The 24,419-nt window shown below is 47.7% G+C and carries 18 protein-coding genes; 1 reads left to right on the top strand and 17 read right to left on the bottom strand.

The window, feature by feature from the left end; all coding sequences use genetic code 11:
* Positions 1-92: 92 nt before the first annotated feature.
* On the top strand, positions 93-1,598 hold the full coding sequence (glpD, locus tag AACU94_RS22655) for a glycerol-3-phosphate dehydrogenase (RefSeq protein ID WP_135488662.1): 1,506 nt from the start codon (positions 93-95) through the stop codon (positions 1,596-1,598).
* Between the two features lie 232 nt (positions 1,599-1,830).
* Here glpD and AACU94_RS22650 read toward each other — a convergent pair whose 3' ends face one another.
* The 17 genes from AACU94_RS22650 to asd all read right to left on the bottom strand — a co-directional run bounded on the left by AACU94_RS22650 (position 1,831) and on the right by asd (position 24,323).
* The gene (locus AACU94_RS22650; protein ID WP_135488661.1) at positions 1,831-2,430 is read right to left on the bottom strand and encodes a hypothetical protein; all 600 of its coding nucleotides are present in this window, start codon (positions 2,428-2,430) and stop codon (positions 1,831-1,833) included.
* 2 nt (positions 2,431-2,432) lie between these two features.
* Entirely contained in the window at positions 2,433-3,209 is a 777-nt protein-coding gene (locus tag AACU94_RS22645) for a hypothetical protein (protein WP_135488660.1), read from the bottom strand.
* 103 nt (positions 3,210-3,312) lie between these two features.
* Positions 3,313-4,290, bottom strand: a complete 978-nt coding sequence (locus tag AACU94_RS22640; protein WP_130217698.1) for a PstS family phosphate ABC transporter substrate-binding protein — start codon at positions 4,288-4,290, stop codon at positions 3,313-3,315.
* Between the two features lie 25 nt (positions 4,291-4,315).
* Positions 4,316-5,821, bottom strand: coding sequence for a PstS family phosphate ABC transporter substrate-binding protein (locus AACU94_RS22635; RefSeq protein ID WP_135488659.1), 1,506 nt, complete (start codon positions 5,819-5,821; stop codon positions 4,316-4,318).
* An 83-nt stretch (positions 5,822-5,904) separates the two neighbouring features.
* The gene (locus tag AACU94_RS22630; RefSeq protein ID WP_135488694.1) at positions 5,905-7,035 is read right to left on the bottom strand and encodes a fimbrial protein; all 1,131 of its coding nucleotides are present in this window, start codon (positions 7,033-7,035) and stop codon (positions 5,905-5,907) included.
* Positions 7,036-7,048: 13 nt separating this feature from the next.
* Positions 7,049-7,825 (bottom strand): fimbrial biogenesis chaperone, encoded by a 777-nt coding sequence (locus tag AACU94_RS22625; protein WP_135488658.1) that lies wholly within the window; start codon positions 7,823-7,825, stop codon positions 7,049-7,051.
* Entirely contained in the window at positions 7,791-8,315 is a 525-nt protein-coding gene (locus AACU94_RS22620; protein WP_135488657.1) for a fimbrial protein, read from the bottom strand. The genes AACU94_RS22625 and AACU94_RS22620 overlap by 35 nt, the downstream gene beginning before the upstream one ends.
* 7 nt (positions 8,316-8,322) lie before the next feature.
* Entirely contained in the window at positions 8,323-8,886 is a 564-nt protein-coding gene (locus tag AACU94_RS22615; protein WP_122991110.1) for a fimbrial protein, read from the bottom strand.
* On the bottom strand, positions 8,886-11,477 hold the full coding sequence (locus AACU94_RS22610; protein ID WP_167856174.1) for a fimbrial biogenesis usher protein: 2,592 nt from the start codon (positions 11,475-11,477) through the stop codon (positions 8,886-8,888). Before AACU94_RS22610 ends, AACU94_RS22615 begins: the two co-directional genes overlap by 1 nt.
* A gap of 41 nt (positions 11,478-11,518) precedes the next feature.
* Entirely contained in the window at positions 11,519-12,271 is a 753-nt protein-coding gene (locus tag AACU94_RS22605; RefSeq protein WP_135488656.1) for a fimbria/pilus periplasmic chaperone, read from the bottom strand.
* 121 nt (positions 12,272-12,392) lie between these two features.
* The gene (locus tag AACU94_RS22600) at positions 12,393-13,097 is read right to left on the bottom strand and encodes a fimbrial protein (protein ID WP_135488655.1); all 705 of its coding nucleotides are present in this window, start codon (positions 13,095-13,097) and stop codon (positions 12,393-12,395) included.
* Between the two features lie 482 nt (positions 13,098-13,579).
* Positions 13,580-16,027: a glycogen phosphorylase gene (glgP, locus tag AACU94_RS22595; protein ID WP_130221371.1), complete on the bottom strand. Its 2,448-nt coding sequence runs from the start codon at positions 16,025-16,027 to the stop codon at positions 13,580-13,582.
* Between the two features lie 18 nt (positions 16,028-16,045).
* Positions 16,046-17,479, bottom strand: a complete 1,434-nt coding sequence (gene glgA / locus AACU94_RS22590; RefSeq protein WP_135405486.1) for a glycogen synthase GlgA — start codon at positions 17,477-17,479, stop codon at positions 16,046-16,048.
* The gene (gene glgC / locus AACU94_RS22585; RefSeq protein ID WP_130217714.1) at positions 17,479-18,774 is read right to left on the bottom strand and encodes a glucose-1-phosphate adenylyltransferase; all 1,296 of its coding nucleotides are present in this window, start codon (positions 18,772-18,774) and stop codon (positions 17,479-17,481) included. The genes glgA and glgC overlap by 1 nt, the downstream gene beginning before the upstream one ends.
* 17 nt (positions 18,775-18,791) lie before the next feature.
* Positions 18,792-20,765: a glycogen debranching protein GlgX gene (glgX, locus tag AACU94_RS22580; protein WP_135488654.1), complete on the bottom strand. Its 1,974-nt coding sequence runs from the start codon at positions 20,763-20,765 to the stop codon at positions 18,792-18,794.
* The gene (glgB, locus tag AACU94_RS22575; RefSeq protein WP_130209043.1) at positions 20,762-22,948 is read right to left on the bottom strand and encodes a 1,4-alpha-glucan branching enzyme; all 2,187 of its coding nucleotides are present in this window, start codon (positions 22,946-22,948) and stop codon (positions 20,762-20,764) included. Before glgB ends, glgX begins: the two co-directional genes overlap by 4 nt.
* A gap of 271 nt (positions 22,949-23,219) precedes the next feature.
* Entirely contained in the window at positions 23,220-24,323 is a 1,104-nt protein-coding gene (asd, locus tag AACU94_RS22565) for an aspartate-semialdehyde dehydrogenase (RefSeq protein WP_130217716.1), read from the bottom strand.
* Between the last annotated feature and the right edge of the window lie 96 nt (positions 24,324-24,419).

Here is a 24,419-nt window from a genome sequence, read left to right as displayed (position 1 = left end):
ATGTTTTTTCAATGTTACCTAAAGCGCGATTCTTTGCTAATATGTTCGATAACGAACATTTATGAGCTTTAACGAAAGTGAATGAGGGCAGCATGGAAACCAAAGATCTGATTGTGATAGGTGGCGGCATCAATGGTGCTGGTATCGCGGCAGACGCCGCTGGACGCGGTTTATCCGTGCTGATGCTGGAGGCGCAGGATCTCGCTTGCGCGACCTCCTCCGCCAGTTCAAAACTCATTCACGGTGGCCTACGCTACCTTGAGCACTATGAATTCCGCCTGGTCAGCGAGGCGCTGGCTGAACGTGAAGTGCTGCTGAAAATGGCCCCGCATATCGCCTTCCCGATGCGTTTTCGCCTGCCGCATCGTCCGCATCTGCGCCCGGCGTGGATGATTCGCATTGGTCTGTTTATGTACGATCATCTGGGTAAACGCACCAGCCTGCCGGGATCAACTGGTTTGCGTTTTGGCGCAAATTCAGTGTTAAAACCGGAAATTAAGCGCGGATTCGAATATTCTGACTGTTGGGTAGACGACGCCCGTCTGGTACTCGCCAACGCCCAGATGGTGGTGCGTAAAGGCGGCGAAGTGATTACTCGGACTCGCGCCACCTCTGCTCGCCGCGAAAACGGCCTGTGGATTGTGGAAGCGGAAGATATCGATACCGGCAAAAAATATAGCTGGCAAGCGCGCGGCCTGGTTAACGCCACCGGCCCGTGGGTGAAACAGTTCTTCGACGACGGGATGCATCTGCCCTCACCTTATGGCATTCGCCTGATCAAAGGCAGCCATATTGTGGTGCCGCGTGTGCATACCCAGAAGCAAGCCTACATTCTGCAAAACGAAGATAAACGTATTGTGTTCGTGATCCCGTGGATGGACGAGTTTTCCATCATCGGCACCACCGATGTGGAATACAAAGGTGATCCAAAAGCAGTGAAGATTGAAGAGAGTGAAATCAATTACCTGCTGAAAGTGTATAACACGCACTTTAAAAAGCAGCTAAGCCGTGACGATATCGTCTGGACCTACTCCGGTGTGCGTCCGCTGTGTGATGATGAGTCCGACTCGCCGCAGGCAATTACCCGTGATTACACCCTTGATATCCATGACGAAAACGGCAAAGCACCGCTGCTGTCGGTATTCGGCGGTAAGCTGACCACCTACCGCAAACTGGCGGAACATGCGCTGGAAAAACTGACGCCGTATTATCAGGGTATTGGCCCGGCGTGGACGAAAGAGAGCGTGCTGCCGGGTGGTGCCATTGAAGGCGACCGCGACGATTATGCCGCTCGCCTGCGCCGCCGTTACCCGTTCCTGACTGAATCGCTGGCACGTCACTACGCGCGCACTTACGGCAGCAACAGCGAGCTGCTGCTCGGCAATGCGGGGGCGATAAGCGACCTCGGGGAGGATTTCGGTCATGAGTTCTACGAAGCGGAACTGAAATACCTGGTGGATCACGAATGGGTCCGTCGCGCCGACGATGCCCTGTGGCGTCGCACAAAACAAGGCATGTGGCTGAATGCGGCTCAACAATCTCGTGTGAGTCAGTGGCTGGTGGAGTATACGCAGCAGAAGTTGTCGCTAGCGTCGTAAATTAACGTAAGGTGGCCAGGTCAGATTTCAATCTGACCTGAGACTGATGATAAACAAAAAAACTGCCTGATGCGCTACGCTTATCAGGCCTACGTGGTTTATGCAATACATTGAATTTGCGCGATTTTGTAGGCCGAATAAGGCGTTCACGCCGCATCCGGCATGAGCAAAGCGCACTTTGTCAACAATCTGAGGTCAAATTTCAATCTAACCTACTTTTTGATTCAGGGAATTACCGCAAAGCCCACGCCATCATACCCAACGTAACAAAACTCAGACACATTACCCACTCGCCCCACTTCTTCCTCTGGCTTCTATTTTTGCTACGCCACTGGCAATAATATCCCAACGCAAAACCAAGCTGTGCACTTATCGGGCCGACAAAGCCAGTCCACGGTTGGGACCAAAATGGCGAAAAATTCAGTGGGAGCCAGACAACTGTCAGAAAGAAACTGCGCATATTTTCCAGCAAAGCAATTTGCGCTGGCGCGACATAAAAAATGATATTCCACAGGAGCAACCAGAAATAAACTGGTGCAAATACCAGCCAACAATGCAGTCTACTTTTCAGTTCAGGTGGCGTTCTGCGCGCAAATAGCCAACCAACGCCCACCATTGCACAGAAGAAAAGCACATATTCAGCCGATAACCATAGTTGTGCTTCCAGAAGGGAAATACGCCTGTGCATGAACGAAATTGAGAACAGCATCTCCATCAGAAAACTCAGCGTGATACCAAAAGCAGCCAGCGCAACTACCGTCGGCCACACCAACAACGGCACAATAACAAAGCCGAGAATTAGCGGAGGAATATAAAGTCTGATTTTATTCATCTTCATTGCCCTGGTGATTCGGATGATGCGTCATACATCGCGCATAAACACTCATCAATCATCCAGTCATCTTCCCAGACCTGATATCGTGTGCCCTGTTCAGGCTGCCTAAGCGGGTTCTCAATCGCTTGCCGCGAGCGTTCTTTCAGGATGGATTGATTGTTGTCAGTCCAGGTATTGATTTGGGCGGTAATAGCTTTATCGTCATCATCCTGCTCAAAGCTACTATTCTGGATATTCTCTTCCCTGTTATGCCACAGTAAACATGCCACTGACACTGTGGGCTGGTAACCGGGTACAGAGATAACGGCATCAAGCAATGGCGCAAGGGCGATATCGGCACGGAAAAACATTTCCAGCATGTACTGTAATTCGACAGCTTCATCGCCAGATACCCAATCAGCCATATACTGGCAGGCAAATTGCTGCAATATCGCCAGTTCATCCGCACGCCAGTTTGCTTTATTAGCCAGGTTGATACGGCGCAGAGAAAAGACTTCGTGAATATTGTCAAAATGTCCCTGTGCAACAAATTCCAGTAAACGCGGAAGAAAATAGCGGACCTCATCGCTGTTTTGCGGATCGGGTCCTGGGCTACTATTCCAGGCATTGATTAAGGAATAAGGGAGCGCTCGTAACGATGTATTCCGTAATGCCTTTTGTTCCTGCTGACTCAGGCAATATTCACAACAAACCACACATTGCTTCGGCACTGGATAACGGTGAAAGGTGTGATATATCTGCTCAATTAATGCCTGCATGGCGGGGCTGGGTTGCATAATTACCCCCTCGCCCGCTGGTCGCGTGTAAACGGTTGATAAACAAAACGAGCATTCGCCGCGTTCAGGCGAATAATGGTAGTATCCATATTATTTCCCTGCTCTAAGGTTGCGTTTTATACAGCGGCACATAGCCCACATCCTCTACCAATTGCTGCCCCTGCGGGCTTAAAAACCAGTCAACGAATTTCTGCGTTTCCGGCGTGGGGTTTTCACGCGTCACCATATAGGCATCCACAACATAGGGATAAGATCCGTTACGAATATTTTCCTCTGTAGGCGCAACGCCGTTTATAGCCAACAGTTTGATCTGTTTGCGCATTTTAAGCATATTGTCATTCATACGTGTGACGTAATAGTGGAAGGTGTATCCAATGGAAGATGGTGTATTTTGGTAGTCGGCGACTTCGGTAATTAAACCGCCCATAAGATCAATAACAGTGGATTTTTTGGCTGGCAGCATTGGAGTATCTTGCATAACCAGTCCCTTCATAACCGTTTGGCTTCCTGAATCTTCTGGCCGCTGCCAGACTTTTATACTTTCGTCACTGCCGCCCACTTTATTCCAGCGACTCACTTTACCGCTAAAAATGTCTTTGACCTGCCGTTCGCTAAGTGAATTAACCGGGTTTTTGATATCAACGATAAAGACAAAGGCTTCGCGGGCAAACGCGGTATATTTCAGCTTAACGCCCGCTTCTCCTGCACGTTTTTTCTGCCCTTCAGAGGGTTGCGCGACAAAAATAACAGTCGCAGTACCTTTAATCAGACTATCGTAGGCTTCCGCTGTTCGGGTTTGCTGTAAACCATACGCCTGCCAGGCCAGCGAGGTTTGATCCGCATCTTTCGGCTCCGGTACTAATTCATAATATGCAGAAGCATACAGCGGGTATAAAGCTGTTGCACCGTACACTCTCGGCCATCTTGTCCAATCTTCGCTGTAACGGAATTCAGGTTGTCCCCGCAGAGACGTCAGGCCATGGCTCTCTTCTTCCCTAACGCTGTTATAGTACCCTTCCCGGTCGGCGCATCCCGCCAGTAATACTGCACCTAACAGTAAAACGCCTGTGAATTTATTCATCGCGTTGATTCCTTTCCCTCGAGGGTTATTTCATTGTTGGATACATCGGCACATATCCCACATCTTCCACCAGGCTCTGCCCTTGCGGAGTTAAAAACCATTCCACCAATTTTTGTGTCTCTGACGTCGTATTTTCCCGCGTTACCATAAAGGCATCGACGATATACGGATATTTGCCGTTACGGATGTTTTCCGCAGTCGGTGTAATACCGTTAATCGATAACAATTTGATATTTTTGTCAGCATTCATTTGCGTCGCGTAATAGCGGAAGGTGTAGCCTATTGCGTTGTTTGTATTACGGTATTCGGCAACAACTTTAATCATTCCTCCCATCATACTAGCCACCTCAGTTTCCTGTGGTGAGATCATGCGGACATTTTTCATAACCTGTGATTGCATCACCGTCTGACTGCCAGAGTCTTCCGGGCGTTGCCAGGTCTGGATCTCCTGATCATTACCGCCAACCGTGCGCCAGTTGGTAATTGCGCCACTGAAGATGTCACGCACTTGTTGTTCAGTCAGGGAATTAACCGGGTTATCCGCATTGACGATGAAAACAAACGCTTCACGGGCGAAAGGTGTGTAGTTCAAAGTGACGCCCGATTCCCCTGCGCGTTTTTTCTGCCCACCGGAAGGTTGAGCCACAAAGATAATATCGGCATCACCTTTAACAATCTTATTATATGCTTCGGGGGTACGAGAGTTATCCAGATATTCCCAGACGTGAAAATCCTCTGGTATTACGCTTAACGCATAAAAGGCAGAAGCATAAATTGGGTACGCTGCCGTGGCGCCATCGAGTCGCGGCCAGTTTTGCGTGAACAGAATTTGCGGTTTACCACGCAGTGGCGTCAGTTGATTATTGAGTTTATCGGGTTGCCAGGCCCTGGTATCAATATTTTCGCGCACACCAACGCCTGGATTAAATTCTTTATATAAATGAGCCTGATAACCAGCGATAAAACCAAGCATGAAAAGGATAAACAGGAGAGAATTACGGCAACGTAGCCCGGATGTGCCGGTTAAAGAATGTCTGGTTGGCCAGCTGTATCCCAGCGAAAAACTGATATGCGCCCCAACGGGAATAATGACTACCCACCAGTACTCACCACCGACTAATGAGACTAACAAAACGCCCAGCCAGGGGAGCATAAGGTCTGCCAACCAACCTGATCCCATCTGGCGAAATTGATAATCTGCCAGATGCAGCGTGATTATCCAGCCAATCAGGGTTAATAAAGCGGGAACTAAAAAAAGACATTGCCGCCAGGCGGCTATTTCTCTTTTTTCTGGTGCACTATCGCCCGCCCATACTCGCCCCGAGAAAAATAGCATTATCGCACCCAGCGCCAACATAAAAATGTTAAGCAGAAGGTAAATTGTTGGCGTGAAGAGTAAATTGCAAACTTCAAGAATGGCGGTAAGCCCGGCCCCCAGCATGGCAACAACCGCTGCCAAAAATTGCGTCAGTATGGGGATGCCGAAAAAAGTCATTACCAGCGAGGTCAAAATCCATTTTCTGTTTTGCATATTATTCATCCTTGCTGTTACTGTGCTTTATTTTGCACCGATGGCTAAAAACGGGCTAATCCGTTTCTGCACTGACTCATACATCACTGGTATTCCACCCGCAAAACAGCCAGGGCATTATAACGACCCGCAGCGGGTAGTCGCCCTGTGGTACTAACGGGGAGAGACAGAAAAGTCACGTCTGCCGTCTGAGCTGACTCAGCTCGGTTTTCAATTAACTTAAATGGCACACCAACATGCGCAGCAAGGGCGTTCAAGTCTACGGATTCCTGTTGGCTATCCATAATCATAATGCCAACGTCTGGGTTATCCTCCGCCTGAATAATGCTTTGCCGGCCATTAACATCTCTCGTTGATGAGATATTGCCATCAAAAACCAGCGTCATTACGGCATCAATATCTTTGTTAGTACAATTGATCGGAATGGTAGTTGCAACAGGAGAAACGCCCGTTGGTTTCACTCCGGCGCCAGCCCGACTTAACTCACTGGCCCAAACATCCGGCATATTAACCGTAAAGCTGGTGCCCTCATTAATTGTGCAGCCTTGTGGAACCTCAATATTTAAGTTGCCAATATAAGCATTAAATACGGGAATTGGTCCGTGCTCTGTTGGGAACTGGCTGACATACAAAGAAACCAGTTGTATGTTATTTATTGAAATATCAGATATTATTTTTTTATCAAGTCTGATTTTTATATAACCTTCTGTTCCGGAGGACCAATTATCTGGTTTACTTCTGTCTGCTGGATAATTAGTGCTATAATTGTCAAAAGGTACTGTCTTATCTGTCATTGTGCCATTTTTATTATAGAGTTTTATATGTGTCGAGACAGATATTTCATGAGTCAAAGGGATAAATATATCGCTCCCCTGATGATCACCAGATGCGCCTGACGGATCTATGCCAGATGTAGCTGTAAAATAAATTTCATAATCATCCAATGAATTACAATAAGCCTTGTAACGCCCTATTTTCCAGTTCTGTGCTGGCAATACTGTCCCAGGCGAATTATTATTAACATCTGAGACAGTCACCGTACCAAAATTATAAGAAAATGTCGCAGGGGTAGTATTATTACCTGGTGAACCAGGATAACAAAAAGCACGATCCCGTCCCATATCTTCCGCATATACGATGTTATAGCAGCTACTGACTAAAAGAACAAACAATATACAAATTTCTTTTATATTTCCCCGAAAATAAGTAAGCATCATGCTTCTCCGGTTATCCATGTATCGCTACTGCACCCATAGCATTATTTTGTAAAACATTTAATTTTACGCTCCAAACAGGTAAAGCATTATTGTAAAGATCCAACGTTTGCCAGTTAATCTCACAATATCCTTGCCGCTGACACCAATCCTGTTGACGATGACTAAATGGTGCGACCATGCCACCATTTATGCTTTTACCATCAATAGATAAATTATAGAGTGTCACATACCAGGGCGTAGGGTTAAAAACAGTGACAACTTCATTGTTTCGCGTCCAGCGTAACTGTTGATAAGCGTCAAGTGGATTACCTGATAACGTCTCCGGGCGATAAAATATTTTCATCCTGTTGCGTACAGCTACCTGGAGTTGATTTTCGTTCTTAAGTTGTGAGTTTTGTTCCTGAGCAGGTAACGCTGCAACATTCAGTATAAATAAACTCTCACGATCCACAGGTAACTGACCATCCACGCGATTAATTCTTATTTTGGTATTTTTATCTTGTTTAAGTACCAATAATGGTGGTGTGGCAATAAACGCCTTATTTGGTAGTAAAGGTTGGGATTCCAGTGTGCCTTTTAACTGGCGGCCATCATCAGGTGTCACGGAAATTTTAACCAGCATATCTTTACTGGCAGTATTTTTAAGCTCGACCGAAATTGATGACTGCTTTTCTGGGTAAACAAAACGGGTACCGCCAACAACAACTCCTGCCTGCGCATTTGTGCAACATATAAAAAAGCATATCAGCACATTAATCATAAGTGACGATAAAGGAAACTGATGCATTCGCCTCTCCTGGTTGTACATCATTTTTTATAGCTTTATAAGCAGCAAAGAAATGCAATGTATTATCTACCAATGGTGTAAGGGCATAACTTGTACTCTTTATACCATTACTAATACTTTGTTTGTTGTTGTCAAAAATAGCCAGTGCTAACCCCTCGACTGAGCCCTCTTCCAGTTTATATAGGGCCGCGTCTTCACTGACTGATGTTCCATCAAACGTAACATTGGCATTACTGACATCACTGCCACAACGGGTTAACTTTACAGAGAAGCCAATTTTTTCAGTAACACTCCCTGAATTTCTCACCCTATAACTGGGAACATCAGGCATGTTAACTGTGAAATTTTTAGACTCATCGGCAACAATACAAGTCTTTGCCGTTATTATTCCTTCTATACGTACAATACCTGCATGTGTTGTATCATCAGCAATGGATGGCATTGATATCACAGAGAATAACAGAGCAATTAAATTCCAATAGCGCGCCATATTATCCTCACTGATAATCTATATCAAAGTACAACAGCGCATTCGCCTGCCCCGCATGTACGTTTTGCTGAGTTGACTTATAGCGGAGTTTAAAGGCTAAACTGGCATCGCCATTATTATCTAAAATTAATTCTTTGAACCCTGACTCACTATTAATCGCTATAATTTTATCATTGCTATCTAAAATTTCGACGCCCACTCCAGTTGCACTATCTGCACTGGAAGTAAGGCGTAATAAAGTGGTATTAATAGCATCAGTATCTCCAGTAAACCTCACATTAGCACTTACTCCTGAACTATACACAGTACTGGTTGTTGTAGGACATCCTTCCAGATTGATCGTAAATGTATGGCTGCCAGAAACATCCCCTACATTCAAAAAATCATTGACGTCATAAGTTCCCATATTTACTGGCTGATCTTTGCTTCCAGCTGTAATATCACACGTTTTTGCTAATAATTGTCCTGTAAATGTGACTATTACGGTATCGTTAGCCAGTGCGTTACATGAAATCACCATCATGAATAATGATGTAAAAATTAATAGAATAAATTTCTGTAATATATTCATTAGCGGCACTCCAGATTTGCATAGCTAATGGCATTATCCAGCTCGCTTTCCGGTAATTGATAGCTTGCCTGACATTGCTGATAAGAACTTTCTCCCCACTGTATATTTATTATGCCTTGTAAAGGCAAACCGGAGAGATAAACCTGCCCACTGTCACCCACTATTCCTGTAATCTGAGTGGTCCCCTCAGTGGGTACACTGGCCGTCGCACCAAATGGAACTGGTTTATTACGATAGTGAAGATTAAATAAACCACGAATACCGACATGTGCATTAAACTCAGCGCGAACTAAAGCACCTTTACTGGGTATCACTTCCATAGTAGTGGCATCTAATTCTGTATGCATACTCATAGACATAGGGTCTAAAGAGATATTATTACGCCGATATTCCGTGGCATAAGGCACGACAGCATAGCCACGCCAGTCTGTTTTAACCCCCGTTCCGCGCTCCACATTTACATTGTTTGCTCCTGGTGCTTTTATCAGTATATTTGTTTCACCTAACGGCTGACTTAGCGTTAAACCATTTTCGTGAACAACCATGGCACCACTTAAACCATAGTTAAATTGCTGGTTACCATTATTATCGTAGCTGTATCCGGAATTTAGTGAACCATAAGTACCGCGGTAATTTAAACCTACCGATCCATTTCTGCTATTATTCTGATTGGCAAAATTTTGTTGAATATTATAGTTGAGATTATGTTGTTCCAGCAGTGAACCAGATACTCCAGCATACTGATTCACATGACCGCTATTATCTTGACTGTAACCATAGGTCGCTGTCATAGAATTTGTCGCAGTGCGCCCATCGACTGCTGGTGATAACCAATTACTGATCGGCAATGATATATTGACGGATAAGATTCTGTCCGCATCTGAACCTGGTGATTTGCTGTAGTTATAAGCAATGTTTAAATAAATCCCATGCACACTCGTATTATAGCCAACCTGGTATAAGGTATCTTTATTATTCGTATTCCAGTAAGTTTGTTGACTCGCTGCCAAATACATAGAGCCATATTCGCCCAATGGTTGCGATATATTTGCCTGAAACTTTCCTCTTTTGTTATAACGTAAATTATAAAAATCATTCCAGTTATAAACATAGTCTTTTTCATTAAGGGTATCTGGATCGATAACCGTGCCCGACATTTGTTTGTATGTGGTATCACTCAACGAATAAAATCCCTCCGTCGAGTAACGATAACCAATAATCTGAAAAGCCGTACCTGTTTGCACTAACGATTTTGAGTATAGAAAACGGTACGATTGCCCTTGATGTTTACTGCCATCAGCAAGCGTGCTATTGGCTTGCGTCAAATCAAATGAGGTCGCACCAAACATACCAAGGTTGAACCCAAGCCCTAGTGCTATTGCCCGATAATTATTAGCGTATTGTATCCCTCCATAGGCAGTAATATCCCAGGGTAACCCCCAAATCAAATCTCCTTGAAAGATATTCGGATTGTTTTGATTATAGCTATTACTACGATATTTACCGGCAGTTGCGGAATATTTAATATGTCCTTCGCGTTGAAGGATGGGTACAGCGGCGTAAGGAATGGTATAGATAGTTTCGGAATTATCAGACTCTTTGATCGTAACTTCTAAATCCCCTGCGGAAGACGTAGGGTTCAGATCGTTGATTTCAAAAGGCCCAGGGGGAGTATATGTCTGATAAATAACATAGCCATTTTGTTTAATCGTGACCTGGGCATTACTTTTAGCAATGCCGCGCACAGTCGGGGCAAAGCCACTTTGGCTATCCGGCAGCATGTTTTCATCGGACTCAAGTTTGACACCCCGAATACTCACGCTGTCGAAAACATCTGATGAAGACCAGGTATCACCCAGTGTTAATTCACTTTTGAATGGAATAATTACCCGTTGTAACGTACTACTCACATGTGCAATTTTACCCGGTGAATTACCAGAACGACTCCATGTAGAATAATCACGAAAACGCCACGCCCCTAAATTTAAACCTGAACGGAGATTTAAATAATAACTATCAGACGCATAGTCTCCACGATCGCTGTTGCCAGAAAAATCATAATTAATAAGAATGGCCGGGATACCATTATCCCATTCCTCAGGTGGGATATAACCACGTGCTTCATGCTTTAATATTGCCTGCGGAAAGGTCAGTTTGAGTCGTTGCGCATCCAGTTCAGGAGTATATTGAACTTCTGCAAACCATATACGTAAATCGAGACAATTATTCCCCTCTGCTTGCGCCTGCTCCGGCAATGCACTTTTGTTAATTCCTAAAGTAACTAACTCATCGAGCGAAAAACAGGGAATCAACTGATTCTGATCATCAGCTTTGAAAGTAACCTTACGTGATGTCAAAGGCGAATCATTGACCCATATTTCAACCTCATAGCTACCAGGAAGATACGTCATCCCTTTCTCAAAACGAGATAAATCAGCAACAGCTTCAGTATCACCCGACAGGAATGCAGGGTTAAAGCGCATACCCGCCACTGAACACGTAGGCAAAAGTGTCAGTAGAAGCAGCATACACCGCCTCATCTGCTTGTGCCTTGCCATCCTGTGTTCGAGTTTTCTGAGCTTTAGGTTCATATCCCTGACCTGAGTTGCTTTAACGTTTTAATCTTCCAGGTTTATTGCATCGTTCCCTTTTGCCTGGCCGTTGTGGCACCGTAATCATTGATAGTTTGATAAGTAATTTCACCGGCTAACGTCACTGGTGAAGACACTGTTACGTCACTTTTCGGTGGAACAAACGCATTAGGTAATTTTGCCCCTTGCACCCTGATTCCAGTCACCGTCAGATAATAGGGAGAAGGGTTAATGACTCTCAGCTGTTTACCTTCGTATTTAAATCGCAGCATATCCCGTGCTTTACCAGCTTGAACGGGTAAATTAGTCGGACGGTAAAATAATTTAATTCTGTTTTGTAACGCCAGTTGTAACGTGTTTTTCTGGGTATTCTTCTCATCCGTTGGCGGAATCGCTTTCACATTCATCCAGAATAATGTTTCGCGATCAGTCGGTAACTGTGATTTACCAATAAACATTATCCTCAATGAGGCTTCTTTTCGCGTTGGCAACATAAATAAAGGAGGCGTAACCACAAAATCCTGACTTTTTTTACTGCTTTGATTGTCATCAATCCATGACTGGATTAAATAGCTGGTGTTAGCCCCACCATTCTGTACACTTAACGTAATTTGCTGACTGTCAGATGGATAAACCAGACGCGTAGAACCAAGACCGAAGCCACCCGCAGCAATAGCATTGATAGATATGGCGGACAGCAAAAATAGAACCGCTGCTCTTATGGCATATTGAGTCTTTAGCAAAGAATTTATATTTCTATTGGCTAAACATTTATTTTTTGAAATCCATCTCATACTGCATCCTTGTAGATGAAATTTAATTACAATTACTGATGCGTGTATATTCATTATAAATAAACACGTAATATTAATTTCAGGCTACAAGTAACTGTAACCTGAAATTATTTTGCTGTAATTATTCGTACAGCACGACGAAACTTGCCGTAGCTTTCACCAGACCTGGTGCAACGGAACTACCGTTCTGCGCATAGCCTGCGGTAAATGCGGCAGTAAAATCATGGGTAGCAGCATCGCCAGGAATCACATAAGCCGCCGAAGAAGCACTCCCCTGAGGAGTTTGTGTATTCAGTTTAATCAGACCATCAGCTGTCGTGTTTTTAGAATAAATACGAATCCCTACACCTGTTGCACCTGCTTCGCCAGTACTATCAGCATCAGCGGCCCCTTCAACTTCATTGGCAAGCGTCTGGTTGGCACTGTCTGCTACGCCTGTAAAACGAAATTCAATGTTTTGACTGTCCGTATTGCTACAGTCGGTCAGTTTAATGTTGAAGTCAGTCTGGTTACTGGCGCCCGTTGCTTCGGTATCAATGCCCGTGAAAGCGTTAGAAGGTACGACTGGCAGTACCACTTCAATCTGTTTCGATTCTGTAGCAACCTTACACGTCGCTTTAACCACTCGACCAGTAAAGCGAATGTTTCCGCCCATCGCATCAGTGTTGTCATCCATATCGGTGAGTTTTGGATAATCAACGGTGCTCCAGTCTGTATCCGCACCACCAAATTGTGATGCATCGCCTGGCGCAGCAGTTACCGCAGTTGACATCAGCATACCTGATGCGAGTAAAACTACGGATAAATTAGATAGATTGAATTTCATTTATACCTTTCCTTTTGTTAAAAAATCCAAGCAATATTGGCGATTATTTTTACATTCAGCTTTAACAAATCACATTATTTAAATGAATAAAGCTGGTGTGGTTAATCCCAGAAAAATTAAGAGATAGAATGGCTGGAAAATATTATATGAGCTGCTTGGTAATATAACTAAAGGAATCCATGCTCGCAATGATTGACTTTATATAAAAATACAGTTATTTGAAAACAAAGAGATTTATTTTAGACAAGATAGCTGAAGAATGGAGTAATATATAAATATAATAAATAATTTATTAGTTATTTATAATGCTTATTGTATGATACATAGTCAGATGAGAATTATTATTAAGAATTAATAAATATGAATTATATATCGATACTGTCTGTAAATTGTCATGACATATCATTTATCTGATATAAAAATGCCGTGTGCCCATTAACGATAGCTTTATGGGAACACACGGCAGTTATCACTTTACGAACTTACAATCTCACTGGATCAATATGCCAGATATGATCGGCGTACTCTTTGATTGTACGGTCTGAAGAGAAGTAGCCCATATTGGCGATGTTCAGCATCGCTTTTGCTGTCCACTCTTCCTGACGCTCGTAGAGTTCGTCGACTTTATCCTGACAATCGACATAGCTGCGATAATCCGCCAGTACCTGGTAGTGATCACCGAAGTTGATCAGCGAATCAACCAGATCGCGATAGCGTCCCGGATCTTCCGGACTGAATACACCGCTGCCGATTTGCGTCAGCACCTGATGCAGCTCTTCATCTTTCTCGTAGTATTCACGCGGTTTGTAACCCTGACGACGCAGTTCTTCCACTTCTTCCGCTGTGTTACCAAAGATAAAGATATTGTCATCACCGACATGATCCAGCATTTCGACGTTCGCACCGTCCAGCGTACCGATAGTCAGCGCACCGTTAAGGGCAAACTTCATGTTACTGGTGCCGGAGGCTTCCGTCCCCGCCAGCGAAATCTGTTCAGACAGATCGGCCGCCGGAATGATCAACTGTGCCAGACTAACGCTGTAGTTCGGGATAAACACCACTTTCAGCTTGTCGCCAATCTGCGGATCGTTGTTGATCACTTTAGCTACATCGTTGATCAAATGGATAATGTGCTTCGCCATGTAATAAGCCGAAGCAGCCTTGCCGCCAAAAATATTCACGCGCGGCACCCAATTAGCATCCGGATCGGCCTTGATACGGTTATAACGAGTGATAACGTGCAACACATTCATCAATTGACGTTTGTATTCGTGAATACGTTTGATCTGCACATCAAACAGCGCCTTCGGATTCACCACCACATTCAACTGCTGGGCGATGTACTCGGCCAGACGTTTTTTGTTATCCAGCTTCGCCTGATGCACCGCATGGTTGACCATCGGGAAATCACAATGCTGTTGCAGCTCGCTCAGCAGGCTAAGGTCGGTGCGCCAGTTACGGCCCAGGTGTTCGTCCAGCACAGCTGAAAGCGATGGGTTCGCTACCGCCAGCCAGCGACGCGGCGTCACACCGTTGGTAACGTTGGTGAAACGACCCGGGAAGATTTTCGCAAAATCAGCAAACAGCGACTGCACCATCAAGTTAGAGTGCAACTCTGAAACACCGTTAACTTTATGACTCACGACAACCGCCAGCCAGGCCATCCGCACACGACGCCCGTTGGATTCATCAATGATTGACGCCCGTCCCAGCAGGTCAGTGTCGTTCGGATACTGCTCTTGCAAGGTTTTCAGGAAATAGTCATTGATTTCAAAGATTATCTGCAAGTGACGCGGCAGAATTTTACCCAGCATATCGACCGGCCAGGTTTCCAGCGCCTCGCTCATCAGCGTGTGGTTGGTGTAAGAGAAGACCTCGCAGCACACTTCAAAAGCGTCATCCCAGCTGAATTTATGCTCATCAATCAGCAGACGCATCAGCTCAGGAATCGACAGCACCGGATGGGTGTCATTGAGATGAATCGCGATTTTATCTGCCAGATTATCGTAGGTTTTATGCAGCTGATAATGGCGGCTTAAAATGTCCTGAATGGTCGAGGAAACCAGGAAGTATTCCTGACGCAGACGCAGTTCACGCCCGGAATAAGTGGAGTCGTCCGGGTACAGTACGCGGGATACGTTCTCGGAGTGGTTTTTGTCTTCCACCGCCGCGAAGTAGTCACCCTGGTTGAATTTACCCAGGTTAATTTCGCTACTGGCTTGTGCGCTCCACAAACGCAGGGTATTAGTTGCGTCAGTGTCATAGCCGGGGATTATCTGGTCATAAGCAACGGCCAGAATTTCTTCAGTTTCAATCCAGCGAGTTTTCTTGCCTTCTTGCTGAATACGTCCACCAAAACGCACTTTGTAGCGCGTATTGTGTCGTTTAAATTCCCACGGGTTGCCGTATTCCAGCCAGTAGTCCGGTGACTCTTTCTGACTGCCGTTAACGATGTTCTGCTTGAACATGCCGTAGTCGTAACGAATACCGTAGCCGCGACCTGGCAACCCTAAAGTCGCCAGTGAATCCAGGAAGCAAGCTGCCAGGCGTCCCAGACCACCGTTCCCGAGGCCCGGGTCATTTTCTTCATCAATCAACTCTTCGAGATTTAACCCCATCGACTCCAGCGCCCCCTGAACATCGTCATAAATACCTAACGACAACATGGCGTTGGAGAGAGTACGGCCAATCAAAAACTCCATCGACAGGTAGTAAACCTGACGAGTTTCTTGCGACAGTTGGGCACGGTTCGAGCGCAACCAACGCTCCACGAGACGATCGCGCACAGCAAATAACGTTGCGTTCAGCCACTCATGTTTATTGGCAACGACAGGATCCTTTCCAATCGTAAACATCAGCTTATAAGCGATAGAGTGCTTAAGCGCTTCTACGCTAAGGGTGGGCGATGAATATGTAAACGGAGCATTCATATAGGCGTTTCCTGAAAACTATTTCAAGCGATAGTAAAGCTCACGGTACGACTTCGCCGCGACCTGCCAGCTAAAATCCATTGCCATAGCCTGACGTTGCACAAACCGCCACAATGAAGGGCGGGACCACAGAACAAAAGCGCGTCGAATAGCCCGTAACAACGACCAGGCATTACTATCTTCAAAGACAAACCCACTGGCGACGCCATCTGCAAGGTTCTCAAGAGAACAGTCAGAAACCGTATCAGCAAGCCCACCGGTACGCCGCACTAACGGCAGCGTGCCGTACTTCAATCCATAAAGTTGCGTTAAGCCGCACGGTTCAAAACGACTGGGCACCAGAATGACGTCCGCGCCGCCCATAATGCGATGCGAAAATGCTTCGTGATAACCAATCTGTACACCAACCTGACCGGGGTGTTCCGCTGCTGCAGCAAGGAAACCTTCCTGCAATACCGGATCGCCCGCGCCGAGCAGCGCCAGTTGTCCGCCCTGTTCCAGAAGGCCCGGTAAGGCCTCTAACACCAGATCCAGGCCTTTCTGGCTGGTCAGACGGCTCACCACTGCAAAAAGCGGCACTTTATCGTCAACCTTAAGCCCCATTGCGATTTGCAACTGGCGCTTATTCTCCGCTTTATCCTCCAATGAATCGCGGGTGTAACGCGAGGCTAAAAGTAAGTCCGTCTCTGGACTCCAGATTTTCTCGTCCACGCCGTTCAGTACGCCGGAAAGTCGTCCTTCACGATGACGCTGCTGAAGTAAACCTTCCATACCGTAGGCAAACTGTGGTTCAGTAATCTCGCGAGCGTAGGTCGGACTAACCGCTGTAATATGGTCAGCGTAATACAGTCCGGCTTTCAGGAAAGAGATTTGCCCGTTGAACTCCAGCCCGTGAACATTAAAGAATGACCATGGCAATTGGATGTCATTCATGTGATGTGCATAAAACATGCCTTGATAGGCCAGATTGTGCACAGTAAACACAGACTTCGCCGGACGCCCGCGTGCCGCCAGGTACGCTGGCGCAAGGCCTGCATGCCAGTCGTGCGCGTGCACTACATCAGGGCGCCAGAATGGGTCCAGCCCACTGGCCATTTCTGCCCCGACCCACCCCAACAGCGCAAAACGCAACACGTTGTCGGTGTAGGCAAATAAGTTGGTATCGTGATACGGGCTTCCGGGACGATCGTAGAGATGCGGCGCGTCAATCAGGTAAATACCAACCCCGTTATAATGTCCGAACAGCAGCGTGATATGCCCGGCAAAGGTATCACGACGAGATACCACCTGCGCATCGGTCACGCCACGGCGAATATCGGGAAATGCAGGCAACAGTACGCGAGCGTCAACGCCGTCTGCGATTTGTGCTGCGGGTAATGCCCCAATAACATCAGCCAGACCGCCGGTTTTAAGCAGCGGGAACATCTCTGAACATACATGTAAAACCTGCATTATCGCTCCTGTTTATACCCTAACTTCCGTAGCATTTCGCGCGTAACCAGCACGATGCCTTCTTCTGAACGATAGAAACGACGTGCATCTTCCTCTGCATCCTCACCAATCACCATGCCTTCCGGAATGACACAAGCGCGGTCAATGACACAGCGGCGCAGACGGCACGAGCGACCTACCCATACTTCCGGTAACAATACGGCGGAATCAATGTTGCAGAATGAATTAACACGAACGCGTGAGAACAGAACGGACTGCACCACCACTGAACCAGAGATTACACAACCGCCGGAAACCAGTGAGTTAAGGGTCATCCCATGGCTACCGGAGCGATCCTGAACAAATTTCGCTGGTGGCAATGATTCATTGTAGGTGCGAATTGGCCAGTTGCGATCGTACATATCCAGTTCCGGCACCACCGAGGCCAGATCAAGGTTCGCTTTCCAGTAAGCTTCCAGCGTACCCACATCGCGCCAGTACGGCTCGGCGTCTGGGTCAGACTGTACGCAAGAGAGAGGGAATGGATGCGCATAAGCCAGGCCTGCTTCGGTGATTTTTGGAATCAAATCTTTACCAAAGTCGTGGCTGGAATTTTCATCGCGATCGTCTTCTTCCAGCAATTCATATAGATAGTCGGCGTCAAAGACGTAGATACCCATACTCGCCAGAGATTTGCTCGGATCGTTTGGCATTGATGGCGGGTTAGCCGGTTTTTCAACAAATTCGATAATTTTATCGTTTTCATCGACTGCCATAACGCCAAATGCAGAGGCTTCTTCAATCGGTACTGGCATACAAGCAACAGTACAACGCGCACCTTTTTCGACGTGGTCGATAAGCATTCGCGAGTAGTCTTGCTTGTAGATGTGGTCACCAGCCAGGATCACCACATACTCCGCTTTATAGCGGCGGATGATATCGAGGTTTTGAGTGACCGCGTCTGCGGTACCGCGATACCAGTTTTCCCCTTTCATTCTCTGCTGCGCGGGCAGCAGGTCGACAAACTCGTTCATTTCTTCATTGAAGAACGACCAGCCGCGCTGAATATGCTGCACCAGGGTGTGAGACTGGTACTGGGTGATCACGCCCATACGACGGATCCCAGAGTTGATGCAGTTGGACAGCGCAAAGTCGATAATGCGGAACTTACCGCCGAAGTGTACGGCAGGCTTTGCTCTCTTATTGGTTAAATCCTTCAGGCGAGTACCACGTCCTCCCGCCAGTATCAGGGCAACAGATTTCAATGGCAGCTGGCGCGCCAACATTAAGTGATCGTTCTTCTCTAAACTAACCATGACTAACTCCTTTTTTATCATCTCTGGAACACACACAATCCGTGTGCAGGTCCCGGCCAGACAGCCGTAATCACTGGGTTATCCTCTCCAGCGAATGGGGGAATGGCGTGCCACTCCCCAGCAGGTAAAACAATCTCTGTTACCTCAAGCGTGGCGTTTATTGCGATCAAAAAACGATCCGAAAGCAAAATTTGCAGCTGCTTTGGCCCGTTTTGCCACTCGTCCGAGCTTAAAGGTTGAGCATATCGATTCAGCCAACGGACATTGCCATCGCCTTCTTCCCACCAGCGATCCTCTACCAAAGCAGGAATGCGCTTGCGCAGATGGATTAACGCGGCGGTAAACGCCGTTAACCCACTGTTTGCCTGCGACCAGTCCAACCACGTTAGTTGGTTATCCTGACAGTAGGCATTGTTATTGCCATGCTGGCTGTGACCATGTTCATCACCTGCCAGTAACATCGGCGTACCCTGGGAGAGCAACAACGTCGTTAACAGGGCGTGAATGCTGTCGCGCCGCCGTTCAATCAAATCAAGAGTACCGCCTAACCCTTCTTTACCATGATTGTTACTGTAATTGTTGTTGGTCCCGTCGCGATTTTCTTCTCCATTTGCTTCATTGTGTTTATGGTTGAAACAAACGCAGTCGCGAAGCGTAAAACCGTCATGCGCAGTGACGAGATTAATCGCAGCACTCGGCAGACGGCCATTACGTTTAAAAACATCGCTGGAGGCGGCAAAACGCCCGGCAAACTCACCCAGCGACAGGTTATAATGCAGCCAGAAACGGCGTGCGGCGTCGCGGAAATGATCATTCCACTCGGCAAACAGCGGTGGGAAATTGCCCACCTGATAGCCGCCGGGCGCGATATCCCACGGTTCGGCAATTAACTTCACTTGCGAAAGCACTGGGCAATTCTGGATAGCCGTAAACAGCGGCGCATCCTGACGAAACTCCGGTGTTCGTCCCATGACTGCTGCGAGATCGAAGCGGAAGCCATCAACGTGGCAGGTTTCTACCCAGTAGCGTAGACAGGCGCTGGCGTACTCCACTACCGCCGGATGGCTCAAATTGAGCGTATTACCACAACCAGTCCAGTTGTGATAATCGCCGTCGTCTCTTATCCAATAATAGCTACGGTTGTCGATCCCGCGCAGTGAGAATACCGGACCGTCGAGGTCCAGTTCCGCACTGTGGTTGAGTACGATGTCGAGAATGACTTCAATACCCGCCTTGTGCAGGGCTTTCACTGCGTCGCGAAACTCGTCCAACGCCGTTTCGGGCGAGCTGGCATATGCCGGATGCAGCGCAAACAGCGCCACCGGATTGTAGCCCCAGTAGTTACTTAGCCCCATGCGTTGCAGGCGCGGTTCACTGGCAAACTGCGCCACTGGCAACAGTTCCAGCGCGGTAATGCCCAACCGTTTTAAATAGTTGATCATCACCGGATGGCCGAGCGCTTTATAGGTGCCGCGAATCTCAACCGGGATCTCCGGATGCAGATAGGTTAATCCTTTGACATGGGCTTCATAAATGATGGTGCTGCCCCACGGCGTGCGCGGCGGGGCATCATCCTCCCAGTCATAGTGATCGACCACCACCACGCATTTCGGCGCAATGGCGGCGTTGTCACGATAATCAGGTTCATTATGGCCTGCATGCAGCAGCGGGTTATCTTTAAACTCACCCTCAATTTGCCGCGCGCAAGGATCAATCAACAACTTCGCCGGGTTAAAGCGATGCCCCACGGCAGGTTGCCAGGAGCCATGTACGCGATACCCATAGTGCAAACCCGGGCGCGCATCCGGCAAGTAACCGTGCCAGACATCGCCGCTGCGTCCTGGCAAGTCATACCGGTGTTCTATGCCCTGAGCGTCAAACACACATAGCTCTACCCGCTCAGCATGAGCAGAAAAGAGCGTGAAGTTGACGCCCTGGCCATCATAGTGCGCGCCAAGGGGAGCAGGTTTGCCAATGGCGAGTTGTGTCATTCTCCCTCCCGCACCAGCCAGATAGTGGCCAGCGGTGGTAGAGTAAGGCTCAATGAATGCTGACGACCGTGGCTGGCGATCTCATCGCTATGTACCGCGCCGCCATTGCCAGCATTGCTGCCGTGGTAGTGCATGGAATCGGTGTTGAGAATCTCACGCCACTTACCTGGCTGATTAATGCCAAAGCGATAATCATGGCGCGGCACCGGCGTAAAGTTGCTGGCAACGATAATTTCGTTACCCTCTTTATCGCGACGCACAAAGATCAGCACCGAGCGCTCATGGTCATCCACCACCAGCCATTCAAAACCGTAGGCGTCGAAATCCAGCTCGTGCAGAGCTTTGTGGTGACGATAAGTATGGTTCAGATCGCGTACCAGTCGCTGGACACCGTGATGCCAGTTGTCGCCACCTTCCAGCAGATGCCAGTCGAGGCTGGCATCGTGGTTCCACTCACGCCCTTGGGCAAATTCGTTACCCATGAACAACAGTTTCTTGCCCGGGAACGCCCACATCCAGGCATAGTAGGCTCGCAGATTGGCAAACTTCTGCCATGCATCGCCTGGCATCCTGTCGAGAATCGATTTTTTGCCGTGCACCACTTCGTCGTGCGACAGCGGCAGAACGAAGTTTTCAGTGTAGTTGTAGAGCATCCCGAAGGTGAGTTTATTGTGGTGGTATTGACGATAAACCGGGTCGAGCTTCATGTAATCCAGAGTGTCGTGCATCCAGCCAAGGTTCCACTTGTACCAGAAGCCCAGACCACCAATATCCTGCGGGCGGGAAACGTTCGGGAAGTCGGTAGACTCCTCCGCCATCGTTACTGCACCAGGAACTTGTTCACCGATAATACGGTTGGTATTGCGAAGGAATTCAATCGCTTCCAGATTCTCGCGTCCACCATACTCGTTCGGGATCCACTCACCTTCTTTACGGCTGTAATCACGATAAATCATCGAAGCAACCGCATCGACACGCAGCGCATCGATACCAAAACGCTCGATCCAGTACAGCGCGTTACCAACAAGGAAATTGCTGACTTCGCGACGACCATAGTTGTAGATCAGGGTATTCCAGTCCTGATGGTAGCCTTCACGCGGATCGCTGTGTTCATACAGATTTGTGCCGTCAAATTCGGCAAGTGCAAAGTCATCTGTTGGGAAGTGACCCGGCACCCAGTCGAGAATCACGTTCAAACCTGCTGCGTGGGCGGCATCAATGAAATAGCGGAAATCATCGCGAGTGCCAAAACGGCGAGTTGGCGCATACAAACCTGTCGGCTGATAGCCCCAACTGCCATCGAATGGATGTTCGTTAATTGGCAGCAGTTCGAGGTGGGTAAAGCCCATCCATTTCGCGTAAGGCACCAACTGATCGGCAAGTTCACGGTAGCTTAACCAGAAGTTGTTGTCGGCGTGACGACGCCATGACCCCAGGTGAACTTCATAGATAGAAATTGGCGCATCAAACTGATTCGCTTTTTTGCGCTCTTCGGTCTGCACGACCTTTTCAGGCAGTCCGCAAATAAGGGAAGCGGTTTCCGGGCGCATCTGTGCTTCGAAGGCATAAGGATCAGACTTCAAACGCAGATTGCCATTGGCATCAATCATTTCGTATTTATAGAGCTGACCGTTATGCGCGCCAGGGATAAACAGTTCCCAGATGCCGCTCTCTTTACGCAGGCGCATCGGGTGACGACGACCATCCCAGTAGTTGAATTGCCCAACAACCGAGACACGGCGGGCATTTGGCGCCCAGACAGAAAAACGCGTGCCGGTAACGCCATCCATAGTATCTGCGTGCGCACCTAAGGTTTCATACGGGCGCAGGTGGGTACCTTCAGATAACAGCCAGGCGTCCATTTCCTGGATTAAAGGGCCAAAACGGTAAGGATCATCAATCAGATTCTGCTGGCCATGCCAGACAACCGCCAACTGATAGCGGAAAAAATTTTTACGCCGAGGAACGACGCCGCTGAAGAATCCACGAGAGTCGAGACACTCCAGTTTAGCGACTTTGCGTCCAGTTTTTGGTTCAATTACCCACACATCGGTGGCGTCAGGTAAAAGGGCACGGACTTCCAGTCCCGCTGTGGTTTTATGCATTCCAAGTACGGAAAAAGGATCCGCAAAATGACCTGCAATTAGCGCGTTAATCACGTCTCTATCGATACGATCGGACATGCTTGTCTTCCTGTTTTATTGTGTCACCCCATCCAACTAATTTTTGACATCTGGTTGTGACATTTTTTTGACCTGAACGGCGCAGCACTCTGTGCATCCTCTCTACGCCGTCCTCACTTCAGGTAAGGCATTGAATACGTATGTATCCCGCCACCCTTAAAGAATAGCCAATGCTCTATTTAACTCCCGGTAAATCATGAAACATCTGCGCTTACTCCTGTACTACGCACTAAAAGGGGCAGCATTACGCCCCAAATTTAATGAATAAACATTACGCCAGTTGACGAAGCATCCGGCGTAGCGGCTCCGCGGCCCCCCACAGCAGCTGGTCGCCCACGGTAAAGGCTGACAGGAACTCAGGTCCCATATTCAGCTTACGCAGACGCCCTACCGGCGTGGTCAGCGTACCGGTGACGGCAGCTGGGGTTAGCTCACGCATAGTGATTTCGCGATCGTTTGGAACCACTTTTGCCCACGGGTTATGGGCCGCCAACAGTTCTTCCACGGTCGGAATAGACACATCTTTTTTCAATTTGATGGTGAATGCCTGGCTGTGGCAGCGCAACGCCCCGACACGCACACACAAACCATCTACCGGAATAACGGAAGATGTGTTGAGAATCTTGTTAGTTTCCGCCTGCCCTTTCCATTCTTCGCGGCTCTGACCGTTATCAAGCTGTTTGTCGATCCACGGAATCAGGCTGCCTGCCAATGGCACGCCAAAGTTATCCACTGACAACTCGCCGCTGCGGGTTAAGGTCGTGACTTTGCGTTCAATATCGAGAATAGCAGAGGACGGTGTCGCGAGTTCATCCGCCACATGGCCATACAGTTGGCCCATCTGGGTTAACAACTCACGCATATGTCGCGCACCACCGCCGGAAGCCGCCTGGTAGGTTGCAACGGAAACCCAATCAACAAGATCATTGGCGAATAAACCGCCCAACGACATCAACATCAGGCTTACGGTACAGTTACCGCCAACAAAAGTCCTGATGCCTTTATTTAATCCATCAGTAATGACGTCCTGATTGACTGGGTCAAGAATGATGATGGCGTCATCTTTCATGCGCAGAGACGATGCTGCGTCAATCCAGTAACCTTGCCATCCGCTCTCACGGAGCTTTGGATAGATTTCGTTGGTATACTCGCCGCCCTGACAGGTTACGATGATATCGAGAGCCTTCAGCGCCTCCAGATCAAAGGCATCCTGAAGTGTGCCAGAAGCACCGCCAAAGGAAGGCGCAGCCTGACCAGACTGTGAAGTCGAAAAGAAGACAGGGCGAATGGCGTCGAAGTCGCGCTCTTCAACCATGCGTTGCATGAGAACGGAGCCGACCATACCGCGCCAGCCGATAAAACCAACATTTTTCATAAGCGTTTTTTCCTGCAAAGATGTGTGCTGTATATATGTGCCGGTGTCCTCATGGCACATCTTTCACCATACAAAAAGCAGCCAAAGTCGCAAGTG

The sequence above is a fragment of the Escherichia sp. E4702 genome (assembly GCF_963883545.1).
Classification (GTDB): Bacteria; Pseudomonadota; Gammaproteobacteria; order Enterobacterales; family Enterobacteriaceae; genus Escherichia.
The sequence above is the reverse complement of the archived record's forward strand: the minus strand, read 5'-3'. Positions and strand labels throughout refer to the sequence as shown.

Bases quoted from the DNA above. Each gene is read 5' to 3' on its own strand.
- AACU94_RS22650 (WP_135488661.1), bottom strand. From the start codon at position 2,430: ATGAATAAAATCAGACTTTATATTCCTCCGCTAATTCTCGGCTTTGTT.
- AACU94_RS22620 (WP_135488657.1), bottom strand. From the start codon at position 8,315: ATGGCGCGCTATTGGAATTTAATTGCTCTGTTATTCTCTGTGATATCA.
- glgA (WP_135405486.1), bottom strand. From the start codon at position 17,479: ATGCAGGTTTTACATGTATGTTCAGAGATGTTCCCGCTGCTTAAAACC.
- AACU94_RS22645 (WP_135488660.1), bottom strand. From the start codon at position 3,209: ATGCAACCCAGCCCCGCCATGCAGGCATTAATTGAGCAGATATATCAC.
- AACU94_RS22640 (WP_130217698.1), bottom strand. From the start codon at position 4,290: ATGAATAAATTCACAGGCGTTTTACTGTTAGGTGCAGTATTACTGGCG.
- AACU94_RS22605 (WP_135488656.1), bottom strand. From the start codon at position 12,271: ATGAGATGGATTTCAAAAAATAAATGTTTAGCCAATAGAAATATAAAT.
- asd (WP_130217716.1), bottom strand. From the start codon at position 24,323: ATGAAAAATGTTGGTTTTATCGGCTGGCGCGGTATGGTCGGCTCCGTT.
- glgX (WP_135488654.1), bottom strand. From the start codon at position 20,765: ATGACACAACTCGCCATTGGCAAACCTGCTCCCCTTGGCGCGCACTAT.
- AACU94_RS22625 (WP_135488658.1), bottom strand. From the start codon at position 7,825: ATGCATCAGTTTCCTTTATCGTCACTTATGATTAATGTGCTGATATGC.
- glgP (WP_130221371.1), bottom strand. From the start codon at position 16,027: ATGAATGCTCCGTTTACATATTCATCGCCCACCCTTAGCGTAGAAGCG.
- glgB (WP_130209043.1), bottom strand. From the start codon at position 22,948: ATGTCCGATCGTATCGATAGAGACGTGATTAACGCGCTAATTGCAGGT.
- AACU94_RS22635 (WP_135488659.1), bottom strand. From the start codon at position 5,821: ATGCAAAACAGAAAATGGATTTTGACCTCGCTGGTAATGACTTTTTTC.
- AACU94_RS22610 (WP_167856174.1), bottom strand. From the start codon at position 11,477: ATGAACCTAAAGCTCAGAAAACTCGAACACAGGATGGCAAGGCACAAG.
- AACU94_RS22630 (WP_135488694.1), bottom strand. From the start codon at position 7,035: ATGCTTACTTATTTTCGGGGAAATATAAAAGAAATTTGTATATTGTTT.
- glgC (WP_130217714.1), bottom strand. From the start codon at position 18,774: ATGGTTAGTTTAGAGAAGAACGATCACTTAATGTTGGCGCGCCAGCTG.
- glpD (WP_135488662.1), top strand. From the start codon at position 93: ATGGAAACCAAAGATCTGATTGTGATAGGTGGCGGCATCAATGGTGCT.
- AACU94_RS22600 (WP_135488655.1), bottom strand. From the start codon at position 13,097: ATGAAATTCAATCTATCTAATTTATCCGTAGTTTTACTCGCATCAGGT.
- AACU94_RS22615 (WP_122991110.1), bottom strand. From the start codon at position 8,886: ATGAATATATTACAGAAATTTATTCTATTAATTTTTACATCATTATTC.